Source organism: Micromonospora taraxaci (assembly GCF_007830095.1).
Lineage (GTDB): Bacteria > Actinomycetota > Actinomycetes > Mycobacteriales > Micromonosporaceae > Micromonospora > Micromonospora taraxaci.
In genome coordinates, this window is sequence record NZ_VIWZ01000002.1 from 470,031 (window position 1) to 489,100 (window position 19,070).

Sequence of the window (19,070 nt, forward strand, 5' to 3'; positions counted from 1 at the left end):
CGGGTAGACTGGTGCGGTTGCCACGGCGAGGGTGCCCGGCGGGCCGCTGAAAAGCGCCGCACGGAGGCACCGTCATCGACGCGGTGCTCCGGGCAGTCGTTCATGACGCATGAGCCCCAGCGAGCCCCTCGCCCCAGCACCGCCAGACGACAAGCCGCCGCAGCGAAAAGCATCAGGAGTTTCCCCGTGTCCGAGGTAAAGATCAGCGCCGAGCCCCGCACCGAGTTCGGCAAGGGTGGTGCCCGCCGTACCCGCCGGGCCGGCAAGGTGCCCGCCGTGCTGTACGGCCACGGCGAGAAGCCCAAGCACATCGCGCTGCCGTCGCGGGAGTTCGCCGCGGCGATCCGTAAGGGCGGTGCCAACCAGCTCTTCGCGATCGACATCACCGACGGCACCCAGGTGCTGGCGCTGCCGAAGGCGATCCAGCGGGACCCGATCCGGGACACCTTCGAGCACGTCGACCTGATCCTGGTCCGTCGGGGCGAGAAGGTCACCGTCGAGGTTCCGGTCCAGCTGACCGGCGAGGCCGCGCGGGACACCCTGATCGTGCACGACCACGACACCCTCTCGGTGACCGCCGACGCCACCAAGGTTCCGGACCACCTCGAGGCCTCGATCGAGGGCCTGGAGGCGGGCACCCAGGTGACCGCCGCTGACGTCGAGCTGCCGTCCGGCGTCGAGCTGGCCGCCGACTCCGACCTGACCGTCGCGTCGGTGACCGCTGCCCCCACCGCCGAGCAGCTCGAGGCGACGCTGCCCGAGATCGAGGTGGCCACCGACGAGGCCGAGGCCGAGGTCGGCGAGACCACCGAGGGCTCCGAGGGTGCGGACGCGGCTCCGGCCGCCGAGGGCGACGAGAACGCCGAGGCGCGCACCGAGGCCTGATCGGTTCAAGCTCTGCGACAGGCGTCCCCGGATGATCGGGGGCGCCTGTCGGCGTATCGGGAGTCGGTGGATGGGCGTCGGGAGGGAAAGGTCGTGACGGACGAGGCGGGGCCGTGGCTGGTGGTCGGCCTGGGCAACCCCGGTCGGGAGTACGCCGGGAACCGGCACAACGTCGGTTTCATGGTGGCCGACCTGCTGGCCGGTCGGGTTGGTGCCCGGTTCGGGCGGCACAAGCGGGCGGTGGCCGAGGTGGCCGAGGCGCGGCTGGGGTTCGGTGGACCGAAGCTGGTGCTGGTGAAGCCACTGACGTACATGAACCTGTCCGGTGGGCCGGTGGCGGCCCTGGCGCAGTTCTACAAGGTGCCGGTGGCGCAGGTGATCGCGGTGCACGACGAACTGGACATCTCCTACGGCCAGGTGCGGGTGAAGTTCGGCGGCGGTGAGGGTGGGCACAACGGCCTGCGGTCGATGTCGAAGTCGTTGGGCACGAAGGACTACGCGCGGGTGCGGTTCGGCGTCGGCCGACCGCCGGGGCGGCAGGATCCGGCGGATTACGTGCTGTCGGATTTTGGCGCGGCGGAGCGTAAGGAACTGGATTTCCTGGTGGACCGGGCTGCCGACGTGGTGGAGTCGGTGATCGTCAAGGGCGTCGAGCCCACGCAGAACCTCTACCACGGCAGTTGAGGCCGGGTCCGAAGGCCCCGACTCGGGACCTCTCGACCGAGTCTGGCCGGGCGAGGCGTACCGGATCGGAAACGGTGGGCCGGTAGTCTGCGCCTTTCGGCGTGCCGCGACCGGCGACGCGGGTCGCGGCGAATCGGCCTGTGCGGGCACGGGTCGCGGCGAGGCGACGGGAGCGGGCAGATGAGCAGTCCTCCGATGATCGATGGCGCGTTCGCCCGATGGCTGGCGTCCCGGGCCGGGCAGGCGTTGCTCGACCTGCGCACGGAGATGGGTTTCGCGGACTCCGGCGCGCTGAAGTCGGCCGGGGACAAGGTGTCGCACGACCTGATTCGCACGGAGTTGGCGAAGTGGCGACCGGGCGACGCGGTGCTCTCCGAGGAGGACGAGGGCTCGCGGTTGGCCTGGGCGGCCGAGGTGAACACCGGGGCGGTGTCGCGGTTGACCGCCGACCGGGTGTGGATCATCGACCCGTTGGACGGCACCCGGGAGTTCTCCGAGGAGGGCCGCTCGGACTGGGCGGTGCACGTGGCGCTCTGGGCGCGTAACGCGCCGAGCCCGCACGGGCTGGTCGCCGGGGCGGTCGGCCTGCCGGCGCAGCACCGGGTGCTGGGCACCGACTACCCGCCGGCGTACCCGCCGATGACTGTGGAAGCGGCGACGGCCGGCGAGCGGAAGATCCGCCTGGCGGCTAGCCGGAGCCGGCCGCCAGTCTTCCTCACCGACCTGGCCGAGGACGTCGGGGCGCACCTGGTGCCGATGGGTTCGGCCGGCGCGAAGATCGCCGCCGTGGTCACCGGCGAGGTCGACGCGTACATCCACGCCGGTGGGCAGTACGAGTGGGACTCGGCTGCCCCGGTCGCTGTGGCGACGGCCACCGGACTACACGCTTCCCGGATCGACGGATCTGCGCTGAGATACAACGAGGCGGATCCGCGCCTGCCGGACCTCCTGGTCTGCCGCAAGGATCTCGCCACCCGGTTGCTTGCAGCGCTGCAGAGACATTCCGGGTAGCCTGAGCGGACTTTCTTGACATGTCCGACCGGAAAGGTCTGGAAATCGGATGATCGAGCGAATCGAGTCGGTGTCATGACCACCCCGGCGGCGTACCGGGTCTCCCACCTGGACGCCCTGGAGGCGGAGAGCATCTTCGTGATGCGCGAGGTGGTCGCCGAAATGGAACGCCCGGTGCTGCTCTTCTCCGGCGGCAAGGACTCGATCGTCATGCTGCGGCTGGCGCAGAAGGCGTTCGCCCCGGCCAACATCCCCTTCCCCGTCATGCACGTCGACACCGGGCACAACTTCCCCGAGGTCCTGGAATACCGCGACCAGCGAGTCGCCGAGCTGGGGTTGCAGCTCGTGATCGCGAGCGTGCCGGAAGCCCTGGCGAGCGGGATGGTCCGGGAGTCCGGCGACGGCATGCGCAACCGGATCCAGACGCCGGTGCTGTTGGACGCCGTGGAGAAGCACCGCTTCGACGCGCTCTTCGGTGGGGCTCGCCGAGACGAGGAGAAGGCCCGCGCGAAGGAGCGGGTCTTCAGCTTCCGTGACGAGTTCGGCCAGTGGGACCCGAAGAACCAGCGGCCGGAGTTGTGGTCGCTGTACAACGGCCGGCACCACCCCGGCGAGTCGATCCGAATCTTCCCGCTGTCCAACTGGACCGAGCTGGACGTCTGGCACTACATCGCCAGGGAACGCATCCCGCTGCCCTCGATCTACTACGCGCACGAGCGTGAGGTGATCGAGCGGGACGGCATGCTGTACGCCGTCAACGAGTTCTTCCGCCCCCGGGCGGGCGAGGAGCGGTTCAAGGAGCAGGTGCGCTACCGCACCGTCGGCGACGCCTCCTGCACCGCCGCGGTCCGTTCCGACGCGGACACCGTGGAGAAGGTCATCGAGGAGGTGGCGGCCACCCGGATCACCGAGCGCGGCGCGACCCGCGGTGACGACCGGGTCAGCGAGGCCGCCATGGAGGACCGTAAGCGGGAGGGCTACTTCTGATGACCACCGAGACCATGGCCCCGACCAGCGAGACGCGGTCGATGGACCTGCTGCGGTTCGCTACCGCCGGCAGCGTGGACGACGGGAAGTCGACCCTGATCGGTCGGCTGCTCTACGACACCAAGTCGCTCTTCACCGACCAGTTGGCGGCGGTGGAGGCGGTCAGCGCCGCCCGCGGTGACGAGTACACCAACCTGGCGCTGCTCACCGACGGCCTGCGCGCCGAGCGGGAGCAGGGCATCACCATCGACGTGGCGTACCGCTACTTCGCCACCCCGCGGCGCAAGTTCATCATCGCCGACACCCCTGGGCACATCCAGTACACCCGCAACATGGTGACCGGGGCGTCCACCGCCGACCTGGCGCTGATCCTGGTGGACGCGCGTAAGGGCCTGGTCGAACAGTCCCGCCGGCACGCTTTCCTGTGCTCCCTGCTGCGGGTACCGCACCTGGTCCTCTGTGTCAACAAGATGGACCTGGTGGACTGGTCGCAGGAGGTCTACGAGCAGATCGCCGACGAGTTCACAGCGTTCGCCGCGAAGCTCGACGTACCGGACCTGACCGTGGTGCCGATCTCCGCACTGCGCGGTGACAACATCGTCGCCCGGTCGGAGAACATGCCGTGGTACGAGGGCCCGTCGCTGCTGCACCACCTGGAGCGGGTGCACATCGCCAGCGACCGCAACCTGGTCGACGTCCGGTTCCCGGTGCAGTACGTGATCCGTCCGCAGTCCACCACGGTGACCGACTACCGCGGCTACGCCGGCCAGGTCGCCTCCGGAGTGCTCAAGCCGGGTGACGAGGTGATGGTGCTGCCGTCCGGCTTCACCAGCCGGATCGCCGCCGTGGAGACCGCCGACGGTCCGGTCGCGGAGGCGTTTCCGCCGATGTCCGTGACGGTACGACTGGCCGACGAGATCGACATCTCCCGGGGTGACCTGATCTGCCGCCCGAACAACGCACCGGCGGTCGCCCAGGACATCGAGGCGATGGTCTGCTGGATGGACGAGACGGCCCCGCTTCGGGTCGGCGGCCGGTACGCGATCAAGCACACCACCCGCTCGGCGCGGGCGATCGTACGTGGGCTGCACTACCGGTTGGACATCAACTCGCTGCACCGCGACGAGTCGGCCGACGAGCTGCGGCTCAACGAGATCGGTCGGGTGCGGCTGCGGACGACGGTGCCGCTGCTGGCCGACGAGTATCGGCGCAACCGCACCACCGGAGGCTTCGTCATCATCGACGAGACCACCAACCGCACGGTGGGCGCCGCGATGATCGTCGAAGCCAGCTGACCACCCCAACCCTGGGGTTCCCGGCCCCCGGCTCGTCCGGTGATCAAGAGGTTTGCGTCAAAATCCGAGCCCGGACTGACGCAAACCTCTTGATCACCTGCAGTGGGTCAGGGGAGGCGGGTGGCACCGGGGGACGGTAGGACCGTCACGGTGCCGGGGGTGGTGAAGCCTCGTTCGGCGTACGCGGCCTTGACGGCGGCGGCGACCTCGTCGGCGCGGTCCGCCTCGACGAGGGCGAGGACACAGCCTCCGAAGCCGCCACCGGTCATCCGGGCACCCAACGCGCCAGCCGCCAACGCCGCCTCGACAGCGGTGTCGATCTCCGGCACGGTGATCTCGAAGTCGTCGCGCATCGAGACGTGTGAGGCCGTGAGCAGCGGTCCGATGTCACGGACCCGGGCGGCGCGGAGCAGCGCCACAGTGTCCAGCACACGCTGGTCCTCGGTCACCACGTGCCGGACCCGTCGCCTGGTCTCGTCGTCGTCGAGTTGTGCCAGCGCGGCGTCGAGCTGGTCGACGCCGACGTCTCGCAGCGCGGCGACGCCGAGGGCGCTCGCCCCGGCCTCGCAGGAGCGGCGGCGGGCAGCGTACTCGCCGTCGGCGTGCCGATGCGGCGCTCGGCTGTCGATGACCAGGACCGCCAGCCCGGCGGCGTCCAGGTCGAACGGGATGTGCTCGACCGACTCGTCCCGGCAGTCCAGGAAGAGGGCGTGCCCGGCGCGGCAGCGGATCGCGGCGGACTGGTCCATGATGCCGGTCGGCGCACCGACGTAGACGTTCTCCGCCCGCTGCGCCAACCGGGGCTGCCGCTCCGGGGACAGCTCCAGCCCACCGAGGTCGAGCAGGGCGGCCAGCACTGCAGACTCCAGTGCGGCCGAGGAGGAGAGCCCGGCGCCCAGTGGCACGTCGGAGGCGATCGCCAGCCGGGCGCCCGGCACCTGGTGGCCTGCCTCGCGGAGCGCCCAGACCACCCCGGCGACGTACGCGCCCCAGCCGGTCACCCGACCTGGCTCGGCGACGTCGTCCGCGCCGAAGGTGATGGTCTCGTCGGACAGCTCGGACCAGACGGTCCACTGCTCGCCGTCCTGCCGGTCGGCGGCGACCACCGTCCGCAGCGGCAGGGCGAAGGGCAGCACGAACCCCTCGTTGTAGTCGGTGTGCTCGCCGATCAGGTTGACCCGGCCGGGAGCCGCCCAGCGGCCGGCCGCGTCGCCGCCGTACTGGTGGGTGAAACCCTCGGCGGCCCGTGCGACGACGTCGCCGTTCGGGTTGGTCACGACTGCCCCAGGATGTGCTTGCCGTAGAAGGCCCAGGCGTCGCCGACCATGTCGTGCAGGGTCGGCTTCTGGGGCGTCCAGCCCAGCTCGTCGTGGGCCAGCGCGGAGGAGGCGACCAACTCGGCGGGGTCGCCCTCGCGGCGTGGCGCCACCTCGACCGGCACGGGTCGCCCGGTGACCTCGCGGACCACGTCGACCACCTGGCGGTTGCTGAAGCCGTTGCCGTTGCCGAGGTTGTAGATGCGGTGCTGGCCGGCGGTGGCGGCGTCCAGCGCCAGCAGGTGTGCCCGGGCGAGGTCGGCGACGTGGATGTAGTCGCGGACGCAGGTGCCGTCGACGGTCGGGTAGTCGTCGCCGAAGAGCTGGAGCTTCTCCCGCCGACCGGCCGCGACCTCCAACGCGATCGGGATCAGGTGCGTTTCCGGGTCGTGGCGTTCACCCAGCGAGACGTCACCGTCGAGGTGCGCGCCGGCGACGTTGAAGTAGCGCAGCGAGACGGCGGCGAGCCCGTGCGCGACGGCCTCGGAGGTGAGCGCCATGTCGGCGGCGAGTTTGGTGGCGCCGTACGTGTTGGTGGGTGCCTTGACCGCGGTCTCCGGGATGGGCAGCTCGGTGGGGTTGCCGTAGACGGCGGCGGTGGAGGAGAAGACCATCCGCGGCACCCCGGCGGCGCGGACCGCGTCGATCAGGGCGAGCGTGCCGACCGTGTTGTTCTGCCAGTACAGCTCCGGCTTGACCATCGACTCGCCGGCGGCGATCAGGGCGGCGAAGTGCAGCACTCCGTCGAAGCCGGCGTCCGCGGTGACGATGCGGGCGGCCTCGTGGATGGGCGCCTCGACGTGGGTCGCGTCCGGGGCGAGCGCCTCCCGGTGCCCGGTGCGTAGGTCGTCCAGGACGACCACCTGGTGGCCCGCGTCGAGCAGCATCCGGGTCACCACGCTGCCGATGAAGCCGGCGCCCCCGGTGACGAGCAGTTTCACGTCGTTGCCTCCCTGCCTGGCCCGCCCAGGACGTGGCCCTTCGGTGATCACCCTAAGGCGGTGGTCGACATCGTCGCCCACACCGCCATCATCCCCATCTCATCATAATCTCTCACAATTAAACAGAGCCGAACATTCGTGACCCTGTCCGTGCGATCTCCGGTGCGATGAGCGAACGGTGTCTACCATCTCTGTCATGCGGGAAGCGGCCCGTACCGGGCTTCGGCGACGCGTGCGGGTGCCGCCCCGCCGCGATCCCGGTCCGCTCGCCCGAGCCGTCGCCCGCGTGCTGGTCCGCGCCGCCGATGGTGCCACCCGACTCGTCACCGATCTGCTCGGGGCGGGCCCGGCGGCAGGCCGCGAGCGCATCTCTGAGGCCGACCTGCGGGACCTGGTCGCGGCGAACACGGTGCTCGACCCGGACGAACGGCGAATCATCGACGAGGTCCTGGTGGCCGGCGCCAGCCTGATCCGCGAGGTGATGATGCCGCGCACCGAGGTGGTCTTCCTCCCGGCGCGGTTGACCATCGCCGAGGCCGCCCGGCTGGTCCGCGCCGAGACGCACACCCGCTACCCGGTGACCGACGGCACCCACGACGACGTGGTCGGCTTCGTGCACCTCCGTGACGTGCTGCTGCGGCCGGACGCCGACAACTGCGTCACCGTCGGAGAGTTGGCCCGCGAGGTGAAGCGGCTCCCCGGCAGCAAGCGGGTGCTACCCGCGCTGACCGAGATGCGCCGGGAGGGCCAGCACCTCGCCGTGGTGGTCGACGAGTACGGAGGCACCGCCGGGATCGTCACCCTTGAGGACCTCATCGAGGAGTTGATCGGCGAGATCCACGACGAGTACGACGCCGCTCCGGACCCCGTACGCGCCGGTCTGCCCGCCGTGGTGGACGGCCGCCTCAACCTCGCCGACTTCGCCGAACGGACCGGGGTGGCGCTGCCCGTCGGCCCGTACGAGACGGTCGGGGGGTTCGTGATGGCAGTGCTGGGTCGGTTGCCGGTCGTCGGCGACGAGGTGCCGGTGCCCGGTGAACCGGACGAGGTCGCCGACCCCGACCCAGCCGGACCGCCGGGCGGCTGGCTGCTACGGGTGCTCGCACTGGACGGCCGCCGGGTGGCCCGGCTCGCGGTGTCCGCCGTCCGGCTGTCGGAGGAGCGCCGCGAGGACAACGCCGAGCAGCGCCGCGAGTCGGTTCGGGGGATCGGCCCCGGACAGGTGCGGGAGACGATGGCGGGGCAGCAGCGCCGGTTCGTGGCCGGGCCGACGCGGCGGGTCGACGCGGGCGAAGCACGCGAGGTCAGCAGCCCGACACCGGCGGGCCGCAGCCGACCCGCCGGCCCGTCATGACGGACCCGGTCGCTTGCTGACAGAATTGTCGCCATGTCCGACGTTCCCGCCCGCCCCCGCGTCTTCTCCGGCATCCAGCCGACGGCCGACTCGTTCCACCTCGGCAACTACCTGGGCGCGGTCCGGCACTGGGTGGCTCTCCAGGAGACCCACGACGCTTTCTACTGCGTCGTGGACCTGCACGCCATCACCGCGGGGCACGACCCGGCGCTGCTGCGTCAACGCAGCCGGGTGGCCGCCGCCCAGCTCTTCGCGGTCGGGCTCGACCCGGAACGCAGCACCCTGTTCGTGCAGTCGCAGGTGCCCGAGCACCCGCAGCTGGCCTGGGTGCTCGGCTGCATCACCGGCTTCGGCGAGGCCAGTCGGATGACCCAGTTCAAGGACAAGTCGCAGAAGCACGGCAACGAGCGGTCCAGTGTCGGGCTGTTCACCTACCCGATCCTGCAGGCCGCCGACATCCTGCTCTACCAGGCCAACGCGGTGCCGGTCGGCGAGGACCAGCGCCAGCACCTGGAACTCTCCCGGGACCTGGCCCAGCGGTTCAACGCGACGTTCGGCCCGACGTTCACGGTGCCCGCGCCGCACATCGTCAAGGACACTGCGAAGATCACCGATCTTCAGGACCCGACGGCGAAGATGTCCAAGTCGTCGTCCTCACCGGCCGGCATCATCGACCTCCTGGACGACCCGGCCCGCTCCGCGAAGAAGATCCGGTCGGCGGTCACCGACACCGGTCGGGAGATCGTCTTCGACACCGAGACCAAGCCTGGTGTGTCCAACCTGCTCACCATCCACTCGGCGCTCAGCGGGCGCGGCATCGACGAGCTGGTGGCCGCGTTCGCCGGCCGCGGTTACGGCGACCTGAAGAAGGAGTTGGCCGAGGTCGTCACGGACTTCGTCAGGCCGATCCAGGAGCGCACCCGCACCTACCTCGACGACCCGGCGCAGCTGGACAAGCTGCTCGCCAGCGGCGCGGAGAAGGCCCGCGCGGTGGCCGCGACGACCCTGCGGTCGGCGTACGAGCGGGTCGGATTCTTCGCGCCCGTCCGCGGCGAGTAGCTCCACGGACAGGTGGGCGGGTTGGTGGCCGGAGGGGCGGCGCGCAGCGTGGATCGCAGTGGCGGGGTTTCGCCGACCGGTGACACCACCCAGATCGGCATCGCTGTGGACATTCCCGAGCCGTGGGGTGGCCAGCTCACCCGACGGCGGGTCGAGGCCGGCGACCCGCTCGCGGTTCCCGCGCATGTGACGTTGCTGGGGCCCACCGAGATCCAGACGGCCAACCTGGCCGCCGTCGAGCGACACCTGGCCACCGTCGCCGCCGCGCACCTGCCGTTCACACTGCACCTGCGGGGCACCGGAACGTTCCGCCCGGTCACCCAGGTGGTGTTCGTCGCGGTGGCCGCCGGCATCAGCGAGTGCGAGTTGCTGGCCGCCGCCATCGCCGCGGCGCCGGGCCTGCATCGTCAGGCGCGCTTCCCGTACCATCCGCACGTCACCGTGGCACAGGACGTGGCGCCGGAGGCTCTGGACAAGGTGTACGAGGATCTGGCCGACTTCTCCGCGATGTTCGAGGTCGACGCGTTCACCCTGTTCTCGCACAGCGGGCAGGCCCGGTGGCAGCCGCGTCGGGATTTCCGCCTCGGCGACTGACCCCCGTCGGCGACGCGCCGGCCGGCGAGCATCAGGAGCCGGTTGCCACCACAGCAGTGGGAGATCGGCAAGGATGATCGCGTGAACGTGATCGGCCGGATCGAGGCGGGCATCGACCGCTGGGTGAGCGCTGCGCGCCACCGGTCGGGGCTCTTCGACCACGTGTGGCGGGCCGGCGCGCTGTACGCCGAGGTATTGGCCGGGAGGTTGGCCGCCGCGATCGCCTACTACGGCTTCTTCGCGGTGTTCGCTCTCGCCCTGGTCGCGTACTCCATCTTCGGCGCGATCCTGGAGGACAACGACGAGGTCAGCGCGGCGGCCGCCGACTTCCTCAAGGACAACCTGCCGTTCCTGGATGCCCAGCAGATCGCCAACTCCAGCAACACCGTCGGCGTGGTCGGTCTGGTCATCCTGGTCTTCACCGGCATCGGGTGGGTGGAGGCGATCCGGTCCTCGCAGCGGTTGATGTACCAGCTCAACCAACAGCCGGGCAACCTGGTGATCCGACGGCTGGTCGACCTGGGTGTGATGATCGGCGTCTTCGTGCTGCTCGGCGTATCGGTCGCGGCGGTGGACGCGTTGGAGTCGCTGCTGCGGTTCCTGCTGCGCAGCACCGGGTCGGTCGGCCTCACCACGATCAGCGCGGTGCTCAGCGTGCTGGTCAACGCGGTGCTCGCCACCGCGTTGCTCGTCGCGGTGCCCCGGCTGCGGATGAGCAGATCCCGGTTGCGTCCGGTGGTGTTGCTGGTGGCGGTCGGCATCACGCTGCTGAACACGGTCGGGCGGTACTACGTGGTGCGTACCGAACGCAATCCGGCGTACACCGTGGTTGCCGGCGCTGTCGGTCTGCTGCTCTACCTCTACCTGCTCAACCAGTTGGTGCTGTTCGGCGCGGCGCTCCTCGCGACCTCATCGAGCGGGCGGGTGGTGGACCTGGCGGAGGCCGCCGCCCCGCCGAGGGACGTGGACGAGGACACCGACCCCGGTACGCCGGGCGGTGCGGGCTGATGACGGAAGGTGCAGAGGTGCTGATCTCGGTCGACTCGGACTCGTCGGTGCCCCCGTACGAGCAGGTACGCGGGCAGCTCGCCGAGCTGATCGGTGACGGCCGGTTGCCGGTGGGCAGTCGACTGCCCACCGTCCGCCAACTCGCCGCCGACCTGCGGTTGGCCGCGAACACGGTGGCCCGGGCGTACCGGGAGTTGGAGGCCGCGGGGCTGCTGGAGACCCGTGGGCGCAACGGCACCTTCGTCGCGCCCGGTCGCGACGACGCTGTCGACCGGTTGCAGCGGGCTGCGGCCGGGTACGCGGCCGAGGCGGCTCGGCTCGGCGTGGCGCCGGCCACCGCGCTCGCTCTGGTCCGTGCAGCCCTGGACGCCGTCCGCCCTGGCTGACCGACCACGGATAGGCCGCCGGACGGGCGGTAACTGCGCCGAAAGGCGTCGTGAATCGTGTTCGCGGACCATGATGAGCCGGTGGGCGCACTCATGACACTGGACCTGCCGGCGGACTCACCGCTCCTCGGCCTGCCGTGGATCATCACCTTCGGTCCACTCGGTGACCTCGACGAGTGGGAGCCGGTGGTCTGCGGACCCTACGAGCGACCGCACGCGTTGGCGTTGGCCGAGGCGGTGGTGGCCGAGGAGCAGTTGATGGCCGTGGTGGAGCCGTTGCTGCCGGCGTTGTCGGCCGACGAGATCCGCAGTGAGATCGCCGCCGCGCAGGTCGCCGCGGAGGACGAGGCCCGTCAGGTGGAGGGGGCCGACCTCTACGGTGACTTCGAGGACGTGATCGACGAGGAGTTGGACGCCGCCGCCGACGAGGCGGGGCACGGCGAGCCCGCCGAACCGCCGAACGAGGCCGAGGTGCGCGCCGGCTTCACCCGGATCGCCGCGCTGCTCACCGCGAAGTGACGACCCGGACGGGCGTAGACGGACACCGGCGCCGCGCGGAGTCGAATCCGCGTGGCGCCGGTACCACCTCGCCCCCCACCACAAGGGGCCGGTAGCCCAGTCGCCCGTCGGCGCGGGGCACGACGGACGACCAGGTCGAGAACGAGTTACCCGCTCAGCGTCGTTCCAACCAGGCTGCCGCGTCGACGGGCAGCAGAAGACCGGTGCCCTGCTCGAGGAGCGACTCGCTGGCGACGATCGGCTCGCCGTACCCGTCGATCAGGACCGGCGCGCCGCTGAGGTTGACCATGCAGGTCAGCACGGTTTCACCGGCCGTGCGGGAGAAGGCCAGCACGTCCGGGCCGCTCTGAAGCCAGGTCACCCCTGGTGTGTCGTCGGCCAGCGCGGGATGTGCACGCCGGATGCGCAGCGCGGCGCGGTACAGCTCCAGCGTCGAGCCCGGCACACCGGTCTGTGCGGTGACGGAGATGGCCTGCCAGGTCGCCGGGGCCGGAAGCCAGCTCAGCTCGCTGCCGGCAGGCCCGAAGCCGTACGGGGCCAGTTCACCGCTCCACGGGATCGGCACGCGACACCCGTCGCGGCTCTCGCCGGTACGCAGGAACGCGGGGTCCTGGCGCATCTCGTCGGGCAGGTCGAGGACCTCGGGCAGGCCCAGTTCCTCGCCCTGGTAGAGGTAGGCGCAACCGGGCAGGGCGAGCATCAGAAGGCTGGCGGCGCGTGCTCGGCGCAACCCTTGAATGCCGTCGCCGTAGCGGGTGACGTGCCGCTGCTTGTCGTGGTTGGACAGCACCCACGTGGTGGGTGCGCCGACCACTGCCGACTCGGACAAGGCGGTGTCGATCACCTTGCGGAACGAGTCGGCCGACCAGGTGGCGTCGAGGAAGTCGAAGCTGAACGCCTGGTGCAGCTCGTCCGGGCCGATGTAGCGGGCCAGGCGCTGCGGGGTCTCGGCCCACGCCTCGGCGACCGCCATCCGACCGCCCGGGTAGCTGTCCAGGATGGGCCGCCAGACGCGGTAGATCTCGTGTACCTCGTCCTGGTCGAAGTAGGGCAGGCGGCCCTTTCCGAGCAGTTCCACCTGACGCTGGCCGGTGGTCATGGTGCTGAAACCGACGTCCGGCAACCCCTCGGCCTTGATCATGCCGTGGGCCACGTCGACGCGGAAACCGTCCACGCCCCGGTCCAGCCAGAACCGCAGTACGTCCTCGAACTCGGCGCGGACCTCCGGGTGACGCCAGTTCAGGTCCGGCTGGGCCGGGTCGAACAGGTGCAGGTACCACTCACCGTCCTCGACCCGGGTCCAGGCCGGGCCGCCGAAGATGCTCTCCCAGTCGTTCGGGGGCAGCTCGCCGTGCTCGCCCCGGCCTTCGGCGAAGAGGTAGCGGGCCCGTTCCGGTGAACCGGGGCCGGCGGCGAGGGCAGCGGTGAACCATCGGTGTGCGCTGGAGGTGTGGTTGGGCACCAGATCGACGATGATCCGCAGCCCGAGGGCGTGTGCGTCGCCGATCATCGCGTCGAAGTCGGCGAGGGTGCCGAACATCGGGTCGACGTCGCGGTAGTCGGCGACGTCGTAGCCGCCGTCGATCATCGGCGAGGTGTAGAAGGGGGTCAGCCAGAGGGCGTCCACCCCGAGGTCGTGCAGGTACGGCAGGCGCTGCCGGATGCCCTGCAGGTCACCGATGCCGTCACCGTTGCTGTCGGCGAAGCTGCGCACGTAGACCTGGTAGACGACCGCGGAGCGCCACCAGTCGTCGTCAGTGCGGGGCGGGGCGGTGGTGCTGACGGTCATCGGTGGCGTTCCCGTGTGTCTCGAGCCGGCGGTGAATGGCACCCGCTGCGGTGCGGCGGTTACCCGCTGGGTGTTTGAGCAATATGCCCGCACGGCACTGCAAGAGTCAAGCAGATCTTGCGCAAGGGATGCTGGCGATTGCGCCGCTCAGGCGGGAATGACCAACGCCGACGTGCCGGGTCGGTGCGGATTCGAGGTGCCCGCACCGACGTGCGCGCCAGCGGGCGCGACCGCCGTGGAACCGCGCACCACCAGCTCCGGACGGAACAGGTACTCCGAGTGGGGGGCGGCGTGGCCGTTGATCTCGTCCACCAGGGCTCGGACGGCTGCCACCGCCATCGCGGTGACCGGCTGCCGCACGGTGGTCAGTGGCGGATCGGTGAAGGCGATCAGCGGCGAGTCGTCGTAGCCGACGACGGAGAGGTCTTCGGGAACCCTCAGGCCACGCTGCCGGGCAGCCCGGATCGCGCCGAGAGCCATCAGGTCGGAGCCGCAGACCAGGCCGGTGACGCCGCGGTCAAGCAGGCGCCCGGCCGCCGCCTTGCCACCCTCCACACCGAACAGCGTCAGCTCGGCGAGCGGGCCGAGATCGACCTCGGCGACGCCGGCCAGCCGGGTCATCGCCGCACGCCATCCGGTTACCTTGCGCTGCACCGGCACGAACCGGTCCGGGCCGGTGATCAGGCCGATCCTGCGATGCCCGAGTGCGACGAGGTGGGCCACGGCCAACTCGGCGGCCTCCCGGTCGTCGCAGGACACGAAGGGCGCGCCAATGCCCGGCACGTACCCGTTGATCATTACAACCGGCAGTGGCCGAGCAATCAGCGCCCGGTAGCGGTCGTGGCTGGCGGCGGTGTCGGCGTGCAGACCGGAGACGAACACGATCCCGGAGACCTGCCGGTCCAGCAGCATCTCCACGTACTCGTCCTCGGTGACGCCGCCGGCGGTCTGGGTGCAGAGCACAGGGGTGAACCCACTCTGCGCCAGGGTCGATTCGATGACCTGCGCGAATGCGGGGAAGATCGGGTTGTCCAGCTCCGGCACGACCAGACCGACCAGCCCGGCGCTGCGCTTACGCAGCCGTGCCGGGCGCTCGTAGCCGAGAACGTCGAGGGCGGTGAGGACGGCCTGTCGGGTCTCCGGGGCTACGCCGGGGCGATCGTTGAGCACCCGCGACACCGTGGCCTCGCTGACTTCGGCCTGTTGGGCGATGTCGGACAGTCGAGCGCGCATGGCGGAACTTTAGCCCACGGGCAAGTTCTTGCGACGACCTTTGCAAGCTCTTCCAAAACCTGCAACCTCTTGCTAACGTGCCCGCAACATGCGAGAGCTGCGGCGCAGCACTTCTGCGCCGATTAGCAAGAACTTTCAGCATTTACCGCTGGCGGTCCGCCCTTCCCCCGGCGGATCAGCCATGACGACAGGAGTACCGATGCGCATCCGTACCGCGGGTGTGGTTGCCGTTCTCGGCTTGGCGCTTGCCGTCTCCGGCTGTGGCGGCGACAGCGACGAGCCGGCCACGAAGGAAACCCCCAAGGCCGCCGGCGGCAATCTGGTGATCTGGGCCGACGACAAGCGGACCGCCGCCCTCAAGCCGTTCGCCGAGAAGTTCGGACAGGAGAACGGCGTCACCGTCGAGGTGCAGGCTGTCCCGAACGAGGACCTCCAGAACAACTTCGTGACCGTGTCGAGCCAGGGCGGCGGCCCGGACGTGGTGATCGGCGCGCACGACTGGATCGGCAACCTGGTCCAGAACGGTGCCATCGACCCGGTACAACTGCCCGACGAGCAGAAGGCCGCCTTCAACGAGACCGCCATCAAGGCCGTCACCTTCAACGGCCAGCTCTACGGCGTGCCGTACGCGCAGGAGAACCTGGCGCTGATCCGCAACACCGAGCTGGCCCCCGATGCGCCCGCGACGATCGAGGAGCTGGTCGCCACCGGCAAGCAGCTCAAGGCGCAGAAGAAGGTCACCGAGACGCTGTGCCTGCAGGTCGGCCAGAAGGGCGACGCGTACCACATCTACCCGCTGTACGCCTCGGCCGGCGGTTACCTCTTCGGCACCACCGCGAACGGCGACTACGACCCGAAGGACCTGGGTGTGGGCAAGCCGGAGTCGATCGAAGCGTTCAAGAAGATCGCCGCGCTCGGCGAGAAGGGCGAGGGCGTGTTGAAGCGCTCGATCGCCGACACCAACTCGACCGCCACCTTCACCGGCAAGAAGTGCGCCTTCCTGGTCTCCGGGCCGTGGGCGACCGCCGATGTGAAGAAGGCCGGCATCACGTACGACGTCTCCGCCGTTCCCGGCTTCGCCGGTGGCAAGGCGGCCGCGCCGTTCGTGGGCGTCCAGTCCTTCTACGTGGCGGCGAAGGGTAAGAACAAGGCTCTCGCCCAGGAGTTCGTCGTCAACTACGTCGCCAAGCCGGAACTGGCCGTGGCGCTCTACCAGGCCGACCCGCGCCCGCCGGCGCTGACCGCCGCACTGGACCAGGTCAAGGGCAACGACCCGGACCTGGCCAAGTTCATCGAGGCCGGCAAGAACGGTCAGGTGCTCCCGGCCATCCCGGCCATGGCCGCGATCTGGGACCCGTTCGGCAAGGCCGAGGCCGCTGTCATCGGCGGCGCCGACCCGACCAGCACGGTCACCGCGGCCGGCAAGACGATCGCTGGCTCGATCAAGTAATGAGCACACCGCTGTCCGGCCCGGGGTCTGCCCAGCAGGCCCCGGGCCGGGGGCCCGTCCGCACCGGGTCCCCGCGCACGTCCCGTACCGCGCGGAACCACGCGCCGATCACCGTGGCCGGCCTCGCCGCGAAGGTGGTCCTGCTCGGCCTGGTGGCCGGGACCGCGATCTGGGCGGCCTTCCCGCTGGTGGAGGCTGAGCAGTGGGTCGGCCTGGCTGTGCTGGTGCTGACCACTGCCACGCTGTTCTATCTCTACCTGGGCCGTCGGCACGTCCCGGCGAAGTACCTCGTCCCGGGCACGTTATTCCTGATCGCCTTCCAGATCGTGCCGGTGCTCTACACCGCGAGCACGGCCTTCACCAACTTCGGCGACGGGCACCGGGGCAGCAAGGACGACGCGATCGTCGCGATCCAGAGCTCCTCGGTGAAGCAGGTCCCAGGTTCCACCCAGTACCCGATGTCGGTCGCCACCACTGGCGACCCGGCCACCGGGCCCCTGGTCTTCCTGATCACCGACCCGCAGACCGGTGCGGTCTCCGCCGGAGACGCTCGGGGTCTGCGCCCACTCGACCCCGGCGCGGCCACCGTCGCCCCCGGTGGGAAGGTCACCGCGGCCGACGGCTACACCGTGCTCAACGTCGGCCAGGCCAGCGCCCGCAGCAAGGACGTCACCGACCTGGTGGTGCCGACCGCCGGCGGCGCGCTGCGCTCGTCCGGCCTGTCCCGGGTGTACGAGGGCAAGGCAGTCCGGGCGTACGACGCGGGCTGCGACTGTGTGGAGGACACCGACACTGGCCAGACGTGGACCGCGGACGGCGAGGTCGGCGCGTTCGTCTCCGCCGACGGTGAGCGGCTGGCCCAGGGCTGGAAGGTGAACGTCGGGTTGTCCAACTTCACCCGGGTGCTCACCGACGAGCGGATCGCCGGGCCGTTCCTCGGGACGCTGATCTGGAACTTCGCCTTCGCGATCGGCTCCACCGTCGGCACGTTCGTCCTCGGCATGCTGATCGCGCTGGCGCTGCACTCGCCCCGGATGCGGGGCACGAACCTCTACCGGATGTTGCTGATCCTGCCGTACGCCATGCCGTCGTTCGCGATGCTGCTGGTCTGGCGGGACATGTTCAACACCGACTTCGGGCTGATCAACAACCTGTTCGGGCTCGGGGTCGACTGGTTCGGGCAGGACTGGTCGGCCCGCGCCGCGGTGATCCTGGTGCAGCTCTGGCTCGGCTACCCGTACATGTTCCTGGTGGCCACCGGCGCGCTACAGGCCATCCCACGGGAGTTGACCGAGGCCACCTCGGTCGACGGCGCGTCGCCCTGGCAGTCGTTCCGAGCGGTGACCCTGCCGCTGCTGCTGGTCGCGCTCTCGCCCCTGCTGATCTCGTCGTTCGCGTTCAACTTCAACAACTTCAATGCGATCTACCTGACCACCGAGGGGGCGCCGTTCCCGGCGGACAACCCCAGCAACGGTGCCACCGACCTGCTGATCACCTACACGTACCGGCTGGCGTTCGGTGGGCAGGCCGCGCAGTTCGGCTTCGCCGCGGCGATCTCACTGTTCATCTTCACCATCGTCGCGGTGGTTTCGGCGGTCAGCTTCCGGCGGACCCGCCAGCAGGAGGAGGTGTATTCGTGACCACGCTCACCGGCGCGGACCGCACGGCGGCGGTCAACCGCATCGTGGGGAGACGGAGGAACCGCTGGTTCGCCCAGGTCGGCTGGCGGCACCTGGTCGGCCTGCTCGGCGTACTGTTCAGTCTCTTTCCGCTCGTGTTCGTCGTCTCGGCGGCGCTCAATCCGCTCGGCACCCTGTCCTCCACCGAGTTGGTGCCGACCGGCGGGGTGTCGTTTGAGAACTTCGGGGATCTGTTCGCGCGCACCGAATTCGCCAGCTGGTTCCTGAACTCGCTGCTCATCGCAGGTGGCGCGTCGTTCGCCTCGGTCTTCCTCTCCGCGCTCGCGGCGTACGCCTTCTCCCGGATGCGGTTTCAGGGGCGACGGGTGGGGCTGCTGTCGCTGCTGTTGATCCAGATGTTCCCGCAGTTCCTGGCGATCGTGGCGATCTTCCTGATCTTCGGCACGATCACCGATCTGTGGCCGGCCATCGGTTTCAACACCTCGTGGGGCTTGATGCTGCTCTACATGGGTGGCGCGCTGGGCGTGAACACCTGGTTGATGAAGGGTTTCTTCGACACCCTGCCCCGGGAGTTGGACGAGTCGGCCACCATGGATGGCGCCTCGCACGCCCAGGTCTTCTTCCGGATCATGCTGCCGTTGGTGGCGCCGATCCTCGCGGTTACCGGGCTGCTCGCCTTCATCAACACCATCAACGAGTTCCTGATGGCGAGTGTCTTCCTCACCGACACCGACGCCAAGACCCTCGCAGTCGGCATGCGTGGCATGTTGCAGGGCGGCGAGCGGAACACCAATTTCGGGATCTTCGCCGCCGGCACCCTGCTCACCGCGATCCCCACCGTGCTGGTGTTCCAGCTCCTCCAGCGCTTCATCGTCTCCGGCCTCACCTCCGGCGCGGTCAAGGGATGAGTCGTCGACGC

General features: G+C 70.0%; 17 protein-coding genes and 1 pseudogene. 14 read left to right on the top strand and 4 right to left on the bottom strand.

Going from position 1 to position 19,070, the window contains the following annotated elements; translation table 11 throughout:
* Positions 1-186 precede the first annotated feature (186 nt).
* The 5 genes from FHU34_RS31345 (at position 187) to FHU34_RS31365 (ending at position 4,862) form a co-directional block, all read left to right on the top strand.
* Positions 187-885 carry a 50S ribosomal protein L25/general stress protein Ctc gene (locus FHU34_RS31345; RefSeq protein WP_145786229.1) on the top strand — a complete coding sequence of 233 codons (699 nt, stop codon included), beginning with the start codon at positions 187-189 and terminating at the stop codon, positions 883-885.
* Positions 886-978: 93 nt separating this feature from the next.
* Positions 979-1,569 (top strand): aminoacyl-tRNA hydrolase, encoded by a 591-nt coding sequence (gene pth / locus FHU34_RS31350; protein ID WP_145786230.1) that lies wholly within the window; start codon positions 979-981, stop codon positions 1,567-1,569.
* Between the two features lie 180 nt (positions 1,570-1,749).
* Positions 1,750-2,580 carry an inositol monophosphatase family protein gene (locus tag FHU34_RS31355; RefSeq protein ID WP_088986426.1) on the top strand — a complete coding sequence of 277 codons (831 nt, stop codon included), beginning with the start codon at positions 1,750-1,752 and terminating at the stop codon, positions 2,578-2,580.
* 75 nt (positions 2,581-2,655) lie between these two features.
* Positions 2,656-3,567 (top strand): sulfate adenylyltransferase subunit CysD, encoded by a 912-nt coding sequence (gene cysD, locus FHU34_RS31360; protein ID WP_145786231.1) that lies wholly within the window; start codon positions 2,656-2,658, stop codon positions 3,565-3,567.
* Positions 3,567-4,862: a sulfate adenylyltransferase subunit 1 gene (locus FHU34_RS31365; RefSeq protein ID WP_145786232.1), complete on the top strand. Its 1,296-nt coding sequence runs from the start codon at positions 3,567-3,569 to the stop codon at positions 4,860-4,862. Before cysD ends, FHU34_RS31365 begins: the two co-directional genes overlap by 1 nt.
* Before the next feature lie 107 nt (positions 4,863-4,969).
* Here the strand turns inward: FHU34_RS31365 and galK are convergent, their stop codons facing one another.
* Entirely contained in the window at positions 4,970-6,139 is a 1,170-nt protein-coding gene (galK, locus tag FHU34_RS31370; protein WP_145786233.1) for a galactokinase, read from the bottom strand.
* The gene (gene galE / locus FHU34_RS31375) at positions 6,136-7,119 is read right to left on the bottom strand and encodes a UDP-glucose 4-epimerase GalE (protein ID WP_145786234.1); all 984 of its coding nucleotides are present in this window, start codon (positions 7,117-7,119) and stop codon (positions 6,136-6,138) included. Before galE ends, galK begins: the two co-directional genes overlap by 4 nt.
* A gap of 196 nt (positions 7,120-7,315) precedes the next feature.
* On the opposite strand from galE, the pseudogene FHU34_RS31380 reads away from it, so the two are divergent.
* The 6 genes and pseudogenes from FHU34_RS31380 to FHU34_RS31405 form a co-directional block, all read left to right on the top strand.
* Positions 7,316-8,335: pseudogene (locus FHU34_RS31380) on the top strand (hemolysin family protein); the annotation flags it as partial.
* Positions 8,336-8,506: 171 nt separating this feature from the next.
* On the top strand, positions 8,507-9,532 hold the full coding sequence (trpS, locus tag FHU34_RS31385; protein ID WP_145786236.1) for a tryptophan--tRNA ligase: 1,026 nt from the start codon (positions 8,507-8,509) through the stop codon (positions 9,530-9,532).
* Between the two features lie 24 nt (positions 9,533-9,556).
* A complete protein-coding gene (locus tag FHU34_RS31390; protein ID WP_145786237.1) occupies positions 9,557-10,126 on the top strand; it encodes a 2'-5' RNA ligase family protein in 570 nt (189 codons plus the stop codon).
* A gap of 81 nt (positions 10,127-10,207) precedes the next feature.
* Complete coding sequence (locus FHU34_RS31395) at positions 10,208-11,134, top strand: YihY/virulence factor BrkB family protein (protein WP_145786238.1); 927 nt, start codon at positions 10,208-10,210, stop codon at positions 11,132-11,134.
* On the top strand, positions 11,134-11,520 hold the full coding sequence (locus tag FHU34_RS31400; RefSeq protein ID WP_145786239.1) for a GntR family transcriptional regulator: 387 nt from the start codon (positions 11,134-11,136) through the stop codon (positions 11,518-11,520). Before FHU34_RS31395 ends, FHU34_RS31400 begins: the two co-directional genes overlap by 1 nt.
* A gap of 81 nt (positions 11,521-11,601) precedes the next feature.
* The gene (locus FHU34_RS31405) at positions 11,602-12,039 is read left to right on the top strand and encodes a hypothetical protein (protein ID WP_088986418.1); all 438 of its coding nucleotides are present in this window, start codon (positions 11,602-11,604) and stop codon (positions 12,037-12,039) included.
* 154 nt (positions 12,040-12,193) lie between these two features.
* Here the strand turns inward: FHU34_RS31405 and FHU34_RS31410 are convergent, their stop codons facing one another.
* Complete coding sequence (locus FHU34_RS31410; protein WP_145786240.1) at positions 12,194-13,828, bottom strand: glycoside hydrolase family 13 protein; 1,635 nt, start codon at positions 13,826-13,828, stop codon at positions 12,194-12,196.
* Between the two features lie 147 nt (positions 13,829-13,975).
* The gene (locus FHU34_RS31415) at positions 13,976-15,061 is read right to left on the bottom strand and encodes a LacI family DNA-binding transcriptional regulator (protein ID WP_244312065.1); all 1,086 of its coding nucleotides are present in this window, start codon (positions 15,059-15,061) and stop codon (positions 13,976-13,978) included.
* A gap of 199 nt (positions 15,062-15,260) precedes the next feature.
* On the opposite strand from FHU34_RS31415, the gene FHU34_RS31420 reads away from it, so the two are divergent.
* Genes FHU34_RS31420 through FHU34_RS31430 form a run of 3 tightly spaced genes read left to right on the top strand, consistent with a single transcriptional unit; the run spans position 15,261 to position 19,059 of the window.
* Positions 15,261-16,511: a sugar ABC transporter substrate-binding protein gene (locus FHU34_RS31420; protein WP_145786241.1), complete on the top strand. Its 1,251-nt coding sequence runs from the start codon at positions 15,261-15,263 to the stop codon at positions 16,509-16,511.
* Positions 16,511-18,151: an ABC transporter permease subunit gene (locus FHU34_RS31425; protein ID WP_145786242.1), complete on the top strand. Its 1,641-nt coding sequence runs from the start codon at positions 16,511-16,513 to the stop codon at positions 18,149-18,151. The genes FHU34_RS31420 and FHU34_RS31425 overlap by 1 nt, the downstream gene beginning before the upstream one ends.
* Complete coding sequence (locus FHU34_RS31430; RefSeq protein ID WP_425280596.1) at positions 18,148-19,059, top strand: sugar ABC transporter permease; 912 nt, start codon at positions 18,148-18,150, stop codon at positions 19,057-19,059. The genes FHU34_RS31425 and FHU34_RS31430 overlap by 4 nt, the downstream gene beginning before the upstream one ends.
* Positions 19,060-19,070 lie beyond the last annotated feature (11 nt).

Excerpts from the sequence above, each read along its gene's own strand:
- FHU34_RS31355 (WP_088986426.1), top strand. The coding sequence starts at position 1,750 with ATGAGCAGTCCTCCGATGATCGATGGCGCGTTCGCCCGATGGCTGGCG.
- cysD (WP_145786231.1), top strand. The coding sequence starts at position 2,656 with ATGACCACCCCGGCGGCGTACCGGGTCTCCCACCTGGACGCCCTGGAG.
- FHU34_RS31365 (WP_145786232.1), top strand. The coding sequence starts at position 3,567 with ATGACCACCGAGACCATGGCCCCGACCAGCGAGACGCGGTCGATGGAC.
- trpS (WP_145786236.1), top strand. The coding sequence starts at position 8,507 with ATGTCCGACGTTCCCGCCCGCCCCCGCGTCTTCTCCGGCATCCAGCCG.
- FHU34_RS31400 (WP_145786239.1), top strand. The coding sequence starts at position 11,134 with ATGACGGAAGGTGCAGAGGTGCTGATCTCGGTCGACTCGGACTCGTCG.
- FHU34_RS31410 (WP_145786240.1), bottom strand. The coding sequence starts at position 13,828 with ATGACCGTCAGCACCACCGCCCCGCCCCGCACTGACGACGACTGGTGG.
- FHU34_RS31415 (WP_244312065.1), bottom strand. The coding sequence starts at position 15,061 with ATGCGCGCTCGACTGTCCGACATCGCCCAACAGGCCGAAGTCAGCGAG.
- FHU34_RS31420 (WP_145786241.1), top strand. The coding sequence starts at position 15,261 with ATGCGCATCCGTACCGCGGGTGTGGTTGCCGTTCTCGGCTTGGCGCTT.
- FHU34_RS31425 (WP_145786242.1), top strand. The coding sequence starts at position 16,511 with ATGAGCACACCGCTGTCCGGCCCGGGGTCTGCCCAGCAGGCCCCGGGC.